Consider the following 14,321-nt stretch of genomic DNA (forward strand, 5'->3'; position numbering starts at 1 on the left):
GGCAATAGGGTGCAACGCATGACTCAGGTGACGCTCATTGCAGCCGTCGGACGCAACGGCGTCATCGGATCCGACAACGACATGCCGTGGCACCTGCCGGAGGACTTCGCGTTCTTCAAGCGCACGACGATGGGCCACGCGATGGTCATGGGCCGCAAGACCTTCGACTCCATCGGGCGCGTCCTTCCGGGGCGCCGGACGATCGTCATCACCCGGCAGCCCGATTGGCACCACCCCGACGTCGAGACCGTCCATTCGCTCGACGACGCCCTCGGGCTGGCCGGTCCGGCGGACGAGGTCTTCGTCGTCGGTGGGGGCGAGGTCTATCGGCAGGCGATGCCGTTTGCTCGGCGGCTCCTCATCACCGAGGTGGACCAGGAGCCCGAGGGCGACGTCACCTTCCCCGAGATCGACCCCGACCAGTGGCGTGAGACCGAGCGCGAGGAGCGCGACGGCTTCGCGTGGGTGACCTACGAGCGCTGACGAACGTGCCCGGTATGCCGTTCAGCCGGCTTTCGCGGTCGACGTGCGGGGGTCGACCGGTCCGGTCGAGGTGAACCGCTCGCGGTGGATGTGTTCGACGCCGACCCCGGCGCCGTCCAGCCACGCCTCGACATCGGCGATGAGCCCCTCGGGACCGCACAACCACCAGTCGTCGACATTCTCGGGACCACCCACGTCGTCCAGGACGTCCCGGATGAGGAGTGGGTCGATGCGCCCGTGGCGCACTCCCGGAACGGCCTCCCGGCTCAGCACGTGCGTGACCCGCAACCGGCCCGCGGAGGCCTCTTCGAGCTCGGCGAGTTCGCGGCCCAGCACCGTCGAGGCACGGGTCCGGTTCGCGACGATGAGATCGACCGTCGAGTGCTCGTGTTGCTCGAGCGCCGCGGCAGTGATGGCCAGGACCGGCGTGATGCCGGAGCCGCCGACGACGCCGACGTGGTGGCGTGGGCCGGTCGCGGCGTCGAGGACGAAGTTGCCCAGGGGCGGCAGCACGCCCATGACTTCGCCCACCTCCACCTCGGAGGCGAGCCACGGTGACATGCGACCGCCCTGCACTGCGGCAGCCGCCACCCGGATGATCCCTTCGCGCCGGGCCCGGCTCGGCGACACCCAGATCGAATAGGACTGCCGCACGTCCTCGCCACCGACGAGGGCCCGCAGCGTGACGTACTGCCCGGCCTCGAAGTCGAGGAACTGCGGCATCTCGCTCACGTCGAACCCGATCGACACCGCGTGCTCGGCCACCGGGTCGACCTCGGCCACCGGCAGGGGCCGGAAGGTCGGGTGGGGCTTCGCAGGACGTCTCAGCAGGGACACGCTCCCCATCCTCACAAACGCCGCCCGGTTAGGCTCGACCGCGTGGCGATTCACTCACTCACCTCCGATCGGGTCACGGTCCTGACCATCGACCGCCAGGAGCGGCGCAACGCCCTCAACCACGATGCTCTCGAAGAGCTCGACGCTGCGCTTGCCGCCGCGATCGAGACGTCCCGCGCCCTTGTCATCACGGGCGCTGGTGGTCACTTCTGCGCCGGCGCCGACCTCACCGAACTCGAGGACGTGAGCTTCACCGATCGACTCGCGGACGTGCTCACCCGCCTCTCGTCCGCGCCGATCACGACGGTCGCCGCGATCTCGGGTTCGTGCATGGGTCTGGGCATGCAGCTCGCCGTCGGCTGCGACCTGCGCGTCGTCGCCGACGACGCCCGATTCGCCGTCCCGGTGGCCAAGCTCGGGCTCATGGTCAACCACTGGACTCTCGAGCGCGTCACCCGCTTCTGGGGCGAGGGCGCGGCCCGCCACATGGTCCTCACCGGAGCCGTCCTCACCGCCGACGACGCCTGGCGCCTCGGCTTCGGCCAGGTCCGTGGTGACCTCGACGCCGCCGTCGCGCTGGCTCGGCAGGCCGTCGAGCTCGCTCCCCTCACGCAGGCCGGATCCAAGCTCGGCTTCGACGCCCACGGCGGCAATCACGCCGAAGTCGCCCGCTACGAGGCAGCATTCGCTCGCGCGTGGGCGAGCGACGACCTCGACGAGGGGCGCTCGGCCTTCCGCGAGCGCCGCACCCCGGAGTTCCAGGGCCGATGAGTCACGACCACTCGCACGACCTCGGTCCGACCGCCGACGCGTCGGTGCGCCTCGCGAAGCCGACCGACGCTCCTGCCGTGGGCGTGGTCCAGTCCGCGGTGTGGACCCAGGCGTATGCCGGCCGCCTCCCCGACGAGGTCATCGCCCTCTTCGAGGCCCCCGCCTTCGCGAAGGCGTGGCGTGAGTCCCTCGAGAACCCGCCCGAGGGCGTCCACCGCCTCCTCGTGGCCCGGGCCGGCGAGCAGGTCGTCGGGTTCGCTGCGGTCGGTCCGAGCCAGGACCCCGACACGGGTCAGGCCTGCGGAGAATTGACCGCGATCGGCGTCCACCCCGGCGCCCGGCGCATGGGTCATGGTTCGCGACTGCTCAACGCGTGCGTCGACACCCTCCGCGGCGCGGGGGCCGAGGACCTCACGACGTGGGTCCTCGCCGACGACGACTCGACCCGCGCCTTCCTCGTGGCGTCGGGCCTCGGACCAGATGGGGCCTTCCGCGACCGCGTGGTCTCCCCCGACGGCGACACCCTGCGGGAGGTTCGACTCGTCGCCTCACTCGCGACGGACGAGGCGCCGTGACAGCGACAGGCGAGCACCCGGCATACGCGCCGATTGCGGACGACAAGCGCAAAGCCGTTCTGCGACAGTCACTTTCGGTCGGCATCGCCACCGGTGCCTACGGCATCAGCTTCGGCGCGCTCGGCGTCGCGTCGGGTCTGAGCATCCTTCAGACCGTCGCCCTGTCGGCGCTGCTCTTCAGCGGTGGTTCGCAGTTCGCGCTGGTGGGGATCATCGGAGCCGGCGGCACCGGGTCGGCGGCCCTGGCGACGTCGACGCTGCTCGGCGTACGCAACGGGCTCTACGGGTTGCAGACCTCGCGGATCCTGCACGCGCGCGGTCTGCGGCGTTGGGCCGCAGCGCAACTCACCATCGACGAGTCCACGGCGGTGGCCGTCGGGCAGGACGACCGTCGGGCCGGCTCACTCGGATTCTGGGTCACGGGCGCGGCCGTCTATGTGTTCTGGAACCTCATGACGCTCGTCGGTGCGCTCGTCGGCAACGCCCTCGGCGATCCGCAGCGATGGGGTCTCGATGCAGCTGCGGCAGCGGCGTTCACCGCCTTGCTGTGGCCGCGGCTGCGCAGCCGGGACGCCGCCGCCACGATGGTCTTCGCGGTGGCCATCGCGCTCATCACGTCTCCCCTGCTGCCGGTCGGCGTGCCCGTCATCCTCACGGTGCTCGCGGCCGTCGTCATCGGCCTGAGTGGCGGCGGACGGCACGAAGCGGCCACCGAGGACCCGGAGCTCGACCACCACGAGGAATTGGGACCGGACGATGCCGGGGAGGTCGCCCGATGAGCTCGTGGACCCTCGTCCTGCTCGCCTCGGCACTCGCCTTCGCGACCAAATTCGCGGGCTACCTCGTGCCCGAGTCCTGGGTCGACGGACCGCGCCGCAGTCGGGTGCTGACGCTGCTGCCCGTGGCGCTGCTCTCGGGGCTCGTGGCCATCCAGACGTTCGGTGGCGACGGTGGCTCGCTGCACCTCGATGCCCGTTTGGCCGCGGTGGCGGCAGCGATCGTGCTGTTGCTGCTGCGGGCGAACTTCCTCGTCGTCGTCATCGGCGCCGCTGCCGTGGCCGCCTTGCTGCGGTCCCTGGGCTGGGGCTGACGAACGCTCCGCGGCTCAGATGCCGAGGTAGTGCTCCAACCCCACGGTCAGTCCGGGGTGCTCGCTCACCTTGCGGACGGCGGCCACGACTCCCGGCATGAACGACACACGGTCGAACGAATCGTGCCGGATCGTCAGCATCTCTCCGGTCTGCCCGAAGAGGACTTCCTGGTGCGCGACGAGGCCACGCAGCCGAACGGAATGCACGGGTATGCCGTGTGTGCGCCCTCCGCGAGCGCCGTCCGGGTCGTGCGTGGTCGCGTCCGGGACGGGGCCGAGCCCGGCCTGCTCACGGGCGGCGCCGATGAGGTCGGCCGTGCGGGCAGCGGTGCCCGAGGGGGCGTCCACCTTGTCGGGGTGGTGCAGCTCGATGACCTCGGCGGACTCGTAGAACTCGGCCGCCTTGGCCGCGAAGGCCATCATGAGGACGGCACCGATCGCGAAGTTCGGGGCGATGAGGACACCGACTTCGGGGTGGTCCTCGAGTCGTGTGCGCAGGTCGGTGAGCTTCTCGTCGCTCCAGCCGGTCGTCCCCACGACGACGTGGACGCCGCGGTCGACGCAGTGGGCGACGTTGGTCGCCGAGGCGTCCGGAACGGAGAACTCCACGACGACGTCGGCGCCGGCCAGATCCCCCAGGTCGTCGTCGACGTCGAAGCGGCCGACGAGCTCGAGGCCGTCCGCGGCCTCCACTGCGCGGCACACCTCCGAACCCATGCGTCCCGATGCGCCGATGACCGAAACTCGGGTGGTCGCGCCCGTTGCGCCTGCGTCTGTGCTCACGGACCGAGCCTAGTGGCCGCTCCCAACCGTCCACTTCTTGCCCTCGTGGGACACGCCGCACCCACTTCTTGCGCGCGTGAGACCCAGCTCGCGGGGCGCTGGCCTGTCCCATCAGCGCAAGAAGTGGAGTGCGACCCGCGACACACTGCCAACGCCGTTCACCTTCTGTTCATCTTTGGGGTACTCTTGGGTGAACAGAAGGTGAACGGCCATCGTGGGTCAACTGCGATGGCGGCCACCATTCCGCAGGTCCACACGAGGAGATTCCCATGAAGAAGGTCGCCACGACCGTCACGGGACCGGCCTGCCTGACGATGCGTTGGGTGCCGGTGACCAAGGACGGTCGCACCCAGATGGAGATGCGCTGGAGCGCCCCGGCCAAGGTTGCCCGCGTTCCGAAGATCGCCTGATCCACTGCCCCACCTCGAAGGGCCCCCGCCACCACGGCGGGGGCCCTTCGGCGTGGGGAGTCCTCCCCATCGCACGGCCTCCGGGCGGTGCGGCAGGATGGTTCGTCGAAGGGCGTCACGGGAGGGGCCCTCACGTCCGAAGGGGGACATTCGCATGCGCAAATTCGTCGGAATCATCCTGGCCGTGGTCGGGGCCCTGCTCACCGTCGCAGGCATCATCGGCATCGCCCTGATCGGGAGCGACGACATCGTCGACTCCCCCGCGTCGACCCTCGCGCTCGGCGACGCGAAGGCCGTCGTCTCCACACCGGGACTCCTGGCGTTCAAGGACACCACCCTGCGCGTCTCTGCCTCGAGCTCGGGCGGGTCCGTCTTCATCGGCCGGGCCCACCCGGTCGATGCCGCGGACTACACCAACGGGGCCCCGACCTATGCCGTCACCCGCGTCGATGCCTCGGGCGTGCAGGGCAAGGCCCTCAAGGGGGACGCTGACGCCACGCTGGCGGACCCGGCGAAGCAGACCTTCTGGACCGACCAGGCCGCAGGCACGGGCACCCAGACACTCGAGCTCGACCTTGATGGCACTCCGACGACCTACGTCGTGATGCCCACCGGCAAGCCGGGCGACATCACCCTGGCGAGCGGAGTCAAGGTCAGCAACGGCTTCGCCCTGTCGATCGCCGCCGTGGTTCTGGGCCTGGTTGCGATCGTCTCGGGCATCGTCCTCCTCCGCCGCCGGCGCACGCCGGACGCCGACCTGCCGGACGGTGACTCCGCTGCGTCGCCCGAGAACGCAGGCGGCACGGCCACGACGGACGCACTTGTGCCCGGGCAGCCGGCACAGTCGTCGCGCACCATGACCCGCGTCGCGGCGCTCGTCGCCGTGGGCGCGCTCGTCCCCACCCTCTCCGGGTGCGGCATGGTTCCCACGAAGGTCGAGGCCTGGAAGTCCGACTCGGTGACCAAGCAGGCGCTGACGCACGACGAAGCAGTCGCGGTGATGAAGGACTACGACGTCCGCAACAACGCGGCGATCAAGGCTGCGGCCGCGACGCACGACACCACGCCGTGGGCCAAGGCCGACGCAGACGCAGTCCTCGCGGCCGACCTGTTCGGAACCCAGCTTCGGCGGGTCCGTGCGGTCAAGGAGGCCCCGGCGGTCGGCACCACCGTCGCCAACCGCACCTTCTCCCCGGCGTTCGGCACCTATCCGATGTACGCCCTGGTGAGCACGACCGAGACCTTCGGCAAGGGCAAGCCCACAGAGCGACTCGTCGCCATGCGAAGAGACAGCGTCACCGCTCCCTGGCTCAAGGTCGGATCCGCGCCGGCACCGTTGAAGTCACTTCCCGCTGCACGGACCGAGCCTGCCGAGGCGTTCACCGAGGCCGAGACGAAGGCCATCACGACCGCGGTGAATGGACTGACGTCACAGATCAATTCCGGCAAGGGCGGACCGGCGCTCCCGAAGGAGCTCGTCACGACGCTGAACGACTCCCGGACCCTGGGCCAGTACCTCCGTCAGGCCACCCTCACGGCCGGACTGTGGAACAGCCGGGCGCAGAGCCCCCTGGCCGGCGATGCGTCGATCCAGGCGGCCAGAGCAGCCAAGGGCTCGGTCGTCCTCGTCGAGTACCTGCTCAACGGGACGTACCTCGCAAAGGACGGAACCGTCATCGAGTTCACCGACAAGGACTTCGCCGCGGTGACGGGCCAGACCGGCCAGCGCTCGTCCATCCGCTACCGACAGGCGCTGACCATCGCGATGACTCTCGATGAGACGGGCAAAGCAACCGTCGTCGGCCACTCGCTCAGCCGACTCGTCTGACCACGAGCGCGTCAGTCCGCCGGTCGATCGCCGCTCCAGAGCCGGCCCAGCAGGGCCAGATCGGCCGCGACGTCCTCGCGGTAGGCGTTGTAGAACGGGTCGAACGGAGTGCGCATGTGATACGCCCGGATCGTCTCGGCCTGCACCGAGACGATCCGGCCGCTCGCCCGCGAGAAGAAGTCGCGATGGTCGACCATGCGCAGGCGTTCGTCCCAGCGCACCCGCTGGATCGCCTCGGTTCGAGCCAGATACAGCTGCGGGGTCTTGACCACGACGGGAAGGCCGTCGATGACCGTCCCGAACGGCACCTTGGGCGCCTCGGCGCCGGGGAACAAGGCATCCGCTCCCGCTGCGACGGCTCGCCATCGCGGGAGGTCGACGCGGGTCAGGGCCACGAGGTCGACCTCGGGGTTGTCGTCGAGGAAGTTCATCGCCGCGACGAGGTCACTGGCTGCGGTGAAGACGATGTCGTCGTCGGTGACGAACACGAACTCCGTGTCCACCGCATCCAGCGCGGCGTTGCGCCCCTTGGGCACGCCGCTGTTGAACGGCAGCGCGATCACGTCGATCCCCCGCCCCAACTCCGTGACGGGCTCGCGTGAGTCGTCGGCGACGACGATGCGGCCGTCGAAGACGGTGCGCAGGCTGGCAAGGCAGCGCCGCAGGACGGCCGGGCGCTCGAAGGTCTTGACCGCCGCCGTGACCCGGCGCGCGACCTCGTCGCGCTCCGCCGAGGTGTACTTCCCGAACCGCAGCCGGTCGCTGCGTCGCACCGCGACGATCTGGGCGCGCTCGGCCCCTCGATAGCTGGCCCGCAGCGGCCCGCCGAAGCGTGATCGCATGGCTCGCCTGAGCTGATGGGTGTTCACCGGAAGTCGTCCCTTCGTCGCGCCGGGGCACCTCCATGATCCCTGACGCAAAAGCCGACGGGGCGGCATACCGAAAAGGTATGCCGCCCCGTCACCGACGTGGGGACGTCAGGTCACTCGTCGCCGGACGCGTCCGCCGCGTCCGAGCGCTGGCCGCGACCGCGACCGCCGCGACGACGGTTGCGCTGACGACGCTCGCCACCCTCGGTGGCCTCGCCGCCGTTGGTGGACTCGGTCGTCTCGGTCGACTCAGCAGCTGCGTCGTCGCCCTCGGCGTCATCCGACGCAGCCGGAGCGGCCTCGGCGCTGTCGCCCTCACCCTCGGGGAGGACAGCCGCGAGCGAGAGCTTGCCGCGCGGGTCGATCTCCTTGAGCTCGACCTGGACCTTCTGGCCCACCGCGAGCACGTCCTCGACCGCGTCGATCCGCTTGCCACCGACGAGCTTGCGCACCTCGGAGATGTGGAGCAGACCGTCCTTGCCGGGGAGCAGGGAGATGAACGCACCGAAGGTCGTCGTCTTGACGACGGTGCCCAGGAAGCGCTCGCCGATCTCCGGCATCTGCGGGTTCGCGATGGCGTTGATCGCCGCGCGGGCCGCCTCGGCCGAGGGACCGTCGGTGGCGCCGATGTAGATCGTGCCGTCGTCCTCGATCGAGATCTGCGCACCCGTGTCGTCCTGGATCTGGTTGATCATCTTGCCCTTCGGGCCGATGACCTCGCCGATCTTGTCGACGGGGACCGTCACCGAGATGACGCGAGGAGCGAACGGGCTCATCTCGTCGGGGGTGTCGATCGCCTCGTTCATGACGTCGAGGATGTGCAGGCGGGCCTCACGGGCCTGGGTCAGCGCGCCACCGAGGACGTCGGCGGGGATGCCGTCGAGCTTGGTGTCGAGCTGGATGGCCGTGACGAACTCGCGCGTGCCGGCGACCTTGAAGTCCATGTCACCGAACGCGTCCTCGGCGCCGAGGATGTCGGTGAGGGCGGCGTACTGCGTCTCACCATCGACCTCAGCGGACACGAGACCCATCGCAATACCCGCGACCGGAGCGCGCAGCGGCACACCGGCGTTGAGCAGCGACAGCGTCGAGGCGCAGACCGAACCCATGGACGTCGAGCCGTTGGAGCCGAGAGCCTCGGACACCTGACGGATCGCGTAGGGGAACTCCTCGCGGGTCGGGAGAACCGGCATGAGGGCGCGCTCGGCGAGGGCGCCGTGACCGATCTCGCGACGCTTCGGCGAACCGACGCGACCGGTCTCACCGGTGGAGAACGGCGGGAAGTTGTAGTTGTGCATGTAGCGCTTGCGCGTCACCGGCGACAACGTGTCGAGCTGCTGCTCCATGCGGAGCATGTTGAGCGTCGTGACGCCCATGATCTGGGTCTCGCCACGCTCGAAGATCGCCGAACCGTGCACGCGCGGCAGGACCTCGACCTCGGCGCTCAGGGCGCGGATGTCGGCGAGGCCACGGCCGTCGATGCGGACCTTGTCGCGCAGGATGCGCTCGCGGACGAGCTTCTTCTGCACGGAGCGGTAGGCAGCGGAGAGCTCCTTCTCACGACCGGCAAAGACTCCGGGCTGCTCGTCTGTGCCCGCAAGGGCAGCCTTCATGGAGTCCTTGATCTCGTCGAGACGGTCCTCGCGCTCCTGCTTGCCCGCGATCTGCAGGGCGGCAGCGGCGTCGTCGGCAACCTTGGCCTCGACGGCGGCGTAGGCGTCCTCTTCGTAGTCGAGGAAGATCGGGAACTCCTCCACCGGCTTGGCAGCCTTGGCGGCGAGCTCGGCCTGCGCCTCGCAGAGGACCCGGATGAACTTCTTCGAGGCCTCGAGACCCTCGGCGACGATCTCCTCGGTCGGAGCCGTCTTGCCCTCGTTCTTGACGAGATCCCAGGTGAACTCGGTGGACTCGGCCTCGACCATCATGATCGCGACGTCGTCACCGGCGATCCGACCGGCAACGACCATGTCGAAGGTCGAGCGCTCGATGTCGGAGAACTGCGGGAACGCAACCCACTGGCCGTCGATGAGCGACAGGCGCGTCGCACCGATCGGACCCGAGAACGGCAGACCGGAGATCTGCGTCGAGGCCGAGGCGGCGTTGATCGCGAGGACGTCGTACTGGGCGTCCGGGTTGAGCGCGAGCACCGTGATGACGACCTGGACCTCGTTGCGCAGACCCTTCTTGAAGGTCGGGCGCAGCGGGCGGTCGATGAGACGGCAGGTGAGGATCGCCTCGGTGGAGGGGCGGCCCTCACGACGGAAGAACGAACCGGGGATCTTGCCCGCGGCATACATGCGCTCTTCGACGTCCACGGTCAGCGGGAAGAAGTCGAAACCCTCGCGCGGGGACTTCCCGGCGGTGGTGGTGGAGAGGAGCATCGTGTCCTCGTCCAGGTAGGCGCTCACGGCGCCTCCGGCCTGCTTGGCCAGGCGTCCGGTCTCGAACCGAACCGTGCGGGTGCCGAACGAGCCGTTGTCGATGGTGGCTTCGGCGAAGGTGATCTCAGGACCCTCCATTGGGTCCTCCTTTTCTTGAGAGTGTCAACGAACCGCGTGCATCGTCGTTGTGCAGCGGGCGTGCTATCTGGTGGTGCTGGGTATTGCTGGTCGTGCTCTATGAAGTTGTCGTGGGGCGTTGGCCCCACACATCCGAAAGAGCGGCCCTCCAGGTGGAGGACCGCTCCGACGGAAGATCGTGGGTCAGCGACGCAGGCCGAGGCGCTTGATCAGCGAGCGGTAACGCTCGATGTCGATGCTCTCGAGGTAGCGAAGCAGTCGGCGGCGACGGCCGACGAGGAGCAGCAGGCCACGACGGCTGTGGTGGTCGTGCTTGTGCTCACGGGAGTGCTCGGTGAGGTCGAGGATGCGCTGCGTGAGGAGCGCGATCTGGACCTCGGGGGAGCCGGTGTCACCCTCGGTGGTGGCGTACTCGGCCATGATCTTCTTCTTGACGTCTGCGTCCAAAGGCATGGGCGACTGACTCCTTTTCGTGTGATTGCGCGGCGCTCCCGGGCTGGTTCACCGGGGCTCTCTCGATCCGCGGCCGGTTCTCACGGCACGTGACAGGCTACCAGCGCGCCGCTTCGCTCCCCTAATCGTGGACTGCGATCGGTGCCTACGGGCCCACCAGGTCCCGATGCCCAGACTCGTGTACCCGCTGGCCAAGACGACACTGGCCCGGCCAGCTCAGGTTCGAGCTGGCCGGGCCAAGTGTCGTGCGACAGGGTCGTCAGCAGGTGGGGCAGGTTGTGTTGCCCGGGCAGGTGTTGCCACCGCCATCGAGGTTGCCACCGGGGACGATCGCGCTGCCCTCGTTGCCAAATCCATCCGTGAACTTGATCTCGAAGGAGTCGTAAGTACCCGTGCTGCAGTTGCCGTACGTACGAGCAGTCTGCGGCTTGAAGCTGACGGTCTGGCCCGCCGGCACCGTGCCACCTCCGGTGAAGGGCACAGTGCCATTCGCCGACGTGTTGACCGTGAAGTTGAACGAGATGGTCGCGGGCGTCGAGCCCTTGTTGGTGAAGGTGATGCAGGCCCAGTACATGGCCTGCGGGCCTCCGGAGCAGCACTTGTAGACAGTGGCGCAACCGAAGCACAGGCTTCCGATGCAGGGCTTGGGGCTGGCTGCTGCCGCAGGCGCAGCGAGTGCTACGGCCACTGCCGGCACGCTCCATGCTGCCCCCTTCGCCAGCGTACGGCGGCTGGTGCCAACGCTCTGTTCAGTCATGTGCGTTCTCTCTCTACAGCGAAATTGGGACCCGGATCGGCTCAGATCCTACACGGGTGCGGAGTCGTGACGGTCCCGTTTTCGCCGATTCGAGCGACCATAGTTAATGGTCATTTGTAACCACCCAACAGTGGGAGAATCAGTTCGAGACAGCGATCGATCTCGTTGGCGCAGGCAGCCGCCGCCTTGGCTCCCCTCTTGTACGGGTCAGCAAGATCGAAGGACAGGTTGTCCGGCGGTGCCACACGGAGCGCCGCATCCAAGCCTGCAAGCCCGTGGATCCCCGCCGGTACCTGTCCCCCGGCTTTGGCCAACTGCTTGAGGCCGAACACCTTGAGCGCATGCTCGGGCCAACGTTCGAGGATGCGCATGCGGTGGGCGAACTCCACCGTGATCACGACGTCGACACCCTTCAGGATGTCGCGTGAGAGTGCCCGACTCACATGCCCGATGCTCGACCCTCCCCGATCGTTCAGTTCCAGGGCCATCGCGGGATCCATGGCCTGCCATGGCGCACCTGAGACGCCCGCACTGCTGAACTGCGACGCCCGGGCCCCCTTGCTCAGCTGCTGCGCCCGGCGTTCGGCATACGGCGAGCGCGAGATGTTGGCGGTGCACACGAACAGCACACGAAGTGGATCATCCTCGGGTGCGGTCCGGCGAGTTCTCACGCCAGCATGCTATGTCGGGGGCCTCACCCCGGGAGCCGGACTCCGCAACGACGAGCATGGCTCCAGCAGCCCTTCGCGAACCAGGGACTCCATGAACTCGGCGACTTCACCCTCGATCACGCACCGATCCACCCCGGTGAGGCGCGCCGCTTCACCTACAGGGTCAGCCACCTCCTCGGCAACGAGGCTCCAGAGCATGGCCGCCGATCCGCGCAAAGCCCTCGGCATACCGTCGGGCATGACCATCGCGTAGACAACACCCGGGGCCTGGCTGTTCCCCATGACCTGTTCATATGCGACGTCCGAAGCGACGCGATACGTCCTCATGTCACTTCCTGTCACCTGGAGGAGCGTCGGCGTGATGCGTCTCCCTGAGCAACGCCCTCACGCCCCGACGAGCCTGTTCGACGTAGGCGCGCAGCAGTTCGCCGCCATTCAAGGGACGACCGATTCGTGAGGCCATTCGGCCGGTATTCGGTGCGAGCAGGCTGACGCCGGTACGCACCGACTCGCGCCACCCTCTAGCTGCCCTGACCCGTGCCCTCCACAGCCGGACTTGGGACGCTTCCCCTGTCGACAGAGCCGCCCATAGATCGTGGCTCGGCTCGTTTCGCACCAGGTCCAAACCGCCAGTTGCAGCCCTGAACGCGACGTCGGCGTTCAAGTCTGCGGCAAGCCTTGCCAGGTCACCGCGTGTCTCTGGGTCGGCCGAGACCCAAGGGGCCCGTGCTTCCTTGGTCAGGTCGAAGGCTGGGCTCCTCGCCGCGTGCAGGATGAGAATCAGGCGCTGCGCGAGAAGCGACGGCACGTGGATCCGTTGGGCGGCAATCGTGAGCGACCGACGGTCCTCCCAAAGTCGGCTGAACGCCGCTTCTGGTTCCAACTCGATTCCGGGGAAGTATCGATGGACGTCCACGTTCGCCAGTCCCTCTCGACCCAGTGTGGCGGCGTGCCGAAACGGCGAGCCGCCGCTGAAGTCGTAGAGGAGGGTCCAGCCATGCCGAGTCAGGCCCTGGAGCATGAGGGAAATATGGGCGGGACGCACAAGCACATCCGCATCGACGCTCGTTCGGACCGGATCGGTTGGTAAGGCTCCCAGCGCCAACGCGTTGGACTCGACTGCGGGGCCTTTGATGTGAAGCACATCGGCGCCCACCTCATCAGCGATGAATTGGGCCACGGCGTGAGTGAAGAGGACGGTTGTCCGCTGAGGCAGCACCTCTTCATTCATGCCGCAAGACTAGCCACCAGTGCCGCCTCCACCGCCGGTGATAGCGTGCGATCGATCGGCCGCGCGGCCAACCGACTCGAGCGGGGAGTATTCAGTGAAGGTCGTACTGACCGGCGGCGCCGGATTCATCGGCTCCAACCTCGGGCGTGAGCTGCTCGCCCGACCCGAGGTCGACGAGGTCGTCGCACTCGACAATCTCTCCACGGGCTTCCGCTCGAACCTCGACGGCACGGACATCACCCTCGTCGAGGGCACGGTCCTCGACCCCGACACCCTCGACCGCGTCTGCGAGGGTGCGAGCGCGATCGTTCATCTGGGCGCCCTCCCCTCGGTCCCGCGCTCGGTCATCGACCCGGTCGCCAGCCACCACGCCAACGCGACGGGCACCCTCGAGGTCCTCCAGGCCGCGCGACGGGCCGGCGACATCCAGGTCATCTCGGCATCCTCGTCCTCGGTCTACGGCGCGAACCGTGAGCTGCCCAAGCGCGAGTCCATGCGGACCGCACCGATCTCTCCGTATGCCGTGAGCAAGCAGGCGACCGAGGCCTACACCTTGTCGTTCGGTCACACCTACGGCATGCCCACCCTTGCCTTCCGCTTCTTCAACGTCTACGGCCCGCTCCAGGCAGCCGGCCATGCGTACGCCGCCGTCCTGCCGGCATTCATCGACGCAGCCCTGCGGGGCGTGCCGCTCACCATCCACGGCGACGGCGAGCAGACTCGTGACTTCACCTATGTCGGCACGGTGACCCGCGTCATCGCCGACGCCGTCGTCGGTCAGGTCTCCGACCTCGAGGCGATCAACCTCGCCTTCGGCAGCCGCACCTCGCTCAACTCAGTGGTCGACGAGCTCGCCGACATTCTCGGCGAGCGCCCCGCCGTCGAGCACGTCGAGTCGCGTGCCGGCGACGTGCGCGACTCCCAGGCCGACAACGCCCGGCTGCGTTCGCACTTCCCCGACGTCACTCCGGTGCCGTTGCGCGAGGGGCTCGAGGCGACGGTCAACTGGTTCAAGACCCTGCCCGACTACGCCTGAGGTCTCTC

Annotated in this window: 16 protein-coding genes; 8 read left to right on the forward strand and 8 right to left on the reverse strand. The window is 68.4% G+C overall.

What is annotated here, in order from left to right; all coding sequences use genetic code 11:
- Nucleotides 1–18: 18 nt before the first annotated feature.
- Nucleotides 19–483 carry a dihydrofolate reductase gene (locus N803_RS00925; RefSeq protein WP_035901818.1) on the forward strand — a complete coding sequence of 155 codons (465 nt, stop codon included), beginning with the start codon at nt 19–21 and terminating at the stop codon, nt 481–483.
- A gap of 21 nt (nt 484–504) precedes the next feature.
- Here the strand turns inward: N803_RS00925 and N803_RS00930 are convergent, their stop codons facing one another.
- Entirely contained in the window at nt 505–1,329 is an 825-nt protein-coding gene (locus N803_RS00930) for an FAD-binding oxidoreductase (RefSeq protein WP_035901820.1), read from the reverse strand.
- 33 nt (nt 1,330–1,362) lie between these two features.
- Here N803_RS00930 and N803_RS00935 point away from each other — a divergent pair, with 33 nt between their 5' ends.
- From N803_RS00935 to N803_RS00950, 4 genes are read left to right on the forward strand one after another with little or no spacing between them, the layout of a single operon-like run.
- Nucleotides 1,363–2,091 carry an enoyl-CoA hydratase-related protein gene (locus N803_RS00935; RefSeq protein WP_035901823.1) on the forward strand — a complete coding sequence of 243 codons (729 nt, stop codon included), beginning with the start codon at nt 1,363–1,365 and terminating at the stop codon, nt 2,089–2,091.
- Nucleotides 2,088–2,666 carry a GNAT family N-acetyltransferase gene (locus N803_RS00940; RefSeq protein WP_035901826.1) on the forward strand — a complete coding sequence of 193 codons (579 nt, stop codon included), beginning with the start codon at nt 2,088–2,090 and terminating at the stop codon, nt 2,664–2,666. Before N803_RS00935 ends, N803_RS00940 begins: the two co-directional genes overlap by 4 nt.
- A complete protein-coding gene (locus N803_RS00945; RefSeq protein ID WP_052111565.1) occupies nt 2,663–3,445 on the forward strand; it encodes an AzlC family ABC transporter permease in 783 nt (260 codons plus the stop codon). Before N803_RS00940 ends, N803_RS00945 begins: the two co-directional genes overlap by 4 nt.
- Entirely contained in the window at nt 3,442–3,756 is a 315-nt protein-coding gene (locus N803_RS00950; RefSeq protein WP_035901827.1) for an AzlD domain-containing protein, read from the forward strand. Before N803_RS00945 ends, N803_RS00950 begins: the two co-directional genes overlap by 4 nt.
- Nucleotides 3,757–3,771: 15 nt before the next feature.
- Here the strand turns inward: N803_RS00950 and dapB are convergent, their stop codons facing one another.
- Nucleotides 3,772–4,539: a 4-hydroxy-tetrahydrodipicolinate reductase gene (dapB, locus tag N803_RS00955; RefSeq protein ID WP_035901830.1), complete on the reverse strand. Its 768-nt coding sequence runs from the start codon at nt 4,537–4,539 to the stop codon at nt 3,772–3,774.
- A 269-nt stretch (nt 4,540–4,808) separates the two neighbouring features.
- Here dapB and N803_RS18465 point away from each other — a divergent pair, with 269 nt between their 5' ends.
- Together N803_RS18465 and N803_RS00960 are read left to right on the forward strand one after the other, a co-directional pair.
- Complete coding sequence (locus N803_RS18465) at nt 4,809–4,949, forward strand: hypothetical protein (RefSeq protein WP_169743016.1); 141 nt, start codon at nt 4,809–4,811, stop codon at nt 4,947–4,949.
- A gap of 154 nt (nt 4,950–5,103) precedes the next feature.
- Entirely contained in the window at nt 5,104–6,777 is a 1,674-nt protein-coding gene (locus N803_RS00960; RefSeq protein WP_035901832.1) for a hypothetical protein, read from the forward strand.
- 11 nt (nt 6,778–6,788) lie between these two features.
- Here N803_RS00960 and N803_RS00965 read toward each other — a convergent pair whose 3' ends face one another.
- The 6 genes from N803_RS00965 to N803_RS00995 all read right to left on the reverse strand — a co-directional run bounded on the left by N803_RS00965 (nt 6,789) and on the right by N803_RS00995 (nt 13,277).
- Nucleotides 6,789–7,619: a glycosyltransferase family 2 protein gene (locus tag N803_RS00965; RefSeq protein ID WP_035901834.1), complete on the reverse strand. Its 831-nt coding sequence runs from the start codon at nt 7,617–7,619 to the stop codon at nt 6,789–6,791.
- Nucleotides 7,620–7,759: 140 nt separating this feature from the next.
- Complete coding sequence (locus N803_RS00970) at nt 7,760–10,165, reverse strand: polyribonucleotide nucleotidyltransferase (RefSeq protein WP_035901837.1); 2,406 nt, start codon at nt 10,163–10,165, stop codon at nt 7,760–7,762.
- A 183-nt stretch (nt 10,166–10,348) separates the two neighbouring features.
- Nucleotides 10,349–10,618 (reverse strand): 30S ribosomal protein S15, encoded by a 270-nt coding sequence (rpsO, locus tag N803_RS00975; RefSeq protein WP_035901840.1) that lies wholly within the window; start codon nt 10,616–10,618, stop codon nt 10,349–10,351.
- A gap of 259 nt (nt 10,619–10,877) precedes the next feature.
- The gene (locus tag N803_RS18185) at nt 10,878–11,306 is read right to left on the reverse strand and encodes a hypothetical protein (RefSeq protein WP_169743010.1); all 429 of its coding nucleotides are present in this window, start codon (nt 11,304–11,306) and stop codon (nt 10,878–10,880) included.
- Nucleotides 11,307–11,485: 179 nt separating this feature from the next.
- Nucleotides 11,486–12,046, reverse strand: coding sequence for an arsenate-mycothiol transferase ArsC (locus N803_RS00985; RefSeq protein ID WP_245616931.1), 561 nt, complete (start codon nt 12,044–12,046; stop codon nt 11,486–11,488).
- Nucleotides 12,047–12,374: 328 nt separating this feature from the next.
- Nucleotides 12,375–13,277: a nucleotidyltransferase family protein gene (locus tag N803_RS00995; RefSeq protein WP_052111567.1), complete on the reverse strand. Its 903-nt coding sequence runs from the start codon at nt 13,275–13,277 to the stop codon at nt 12,375–12,377.
- A gap of 94 nt (nt 13,278–13,371) precedes the next feature.
- Here N803_RS00995 and N803_RS01000 point away from each other — a divergent pair, with 94 nt between their 5' ends.
- The gene (locus N803_RS01000; RefSeq protein WP_035901853.1) at nt 13,372–14,313 is read left to right on the forward strand and encodes an NAD-dependent epimerase/dehydratase family protein; all 942 of its coding nucleotides are present in this window, start codon (nt 13,372–13,374) and stop codon (nt 14,311–14,313) included.
- Nucleotides 14,314–14,321 lie beyond the last annotated feature (8 nt).

Origin of the sequence: Knoellia subterranea KCTC 19937 (assembly GCF_000768685.1) — a bacterium.
GTDB lineage: Bacteria > Actinomycetota > Actinomycetes > Actinomycetales > Dermatophilaceae > Knoellia > Knoellia subterranea.

Coding starts and splice junctions, on each gene's coding strand:
- N803_RS18465 (WP_169743016.1), top strand. CDS start 4,809: ATGAAGAAGGTCGCCACGACCGTCACGGGACCGGCCTGCCTGACGATG.
- N803_RS00965 (WP_035901834.1), bottom strand. CDS start 7,619: ATGCGATCACGCTTCGGCGGGCCGCTGCGGGCCAGCTATCGAGGGGCC.
- rpsO (WP_035901840.1), bottom strand. CDS start 10,618: ATGCCTTTGGACGCAGACGTCAAGAAGAAGATCATGGCCGAGTACGCC.
- N803_RS00995 (WP_052111567.1), bottom strand. CDS start 13,277: ATGAATGAAGAGGTGCTGCCTCAGCGGACAACCGTCCTCTTCACTCAC.
- N803_RS00925 (WP_035901818.1), top strand. CDS start 19: ATGACTCAGGTGACGCTCATTGCAGCCGTCGGACGCAACGGCGTCATC.
- N803_RS00960 (WP_035901832.1), top strand. CDS start 5,104: ATGCGCAAATTCGTCGGAATCATCCTGGCCGTGGTCGGGGCCCTGCTC.
- N803_RS00970 (WP_035901837.1), bottom strand. CDS start 10,165: ATGGAGGGTCCTGAGATCACCTTCGCCGAAGCCACCATCGACAACGGC.
- N803_RS00930 (WP_035901820.1), bottom strand. CDS start 1,329: ATGGGGAGCGTGTCCCTGCTGAGACGTCCTGCGAAGCCCCACCCGACC.
- N803_RS00940 (WP_035901826.1), top strand. CDS start 2,088: ATGAGTCACGACCACTCGCACGACCTCGGTCCGACCGCCGACGCGTCG.
- N803_RS00950 (WP_035901827.1), top strand. CDS start 3,442: ATGAGCTCGTGGACCCTCGTCCTGCTCGCCTCGGCACTCGCCTTCGCG.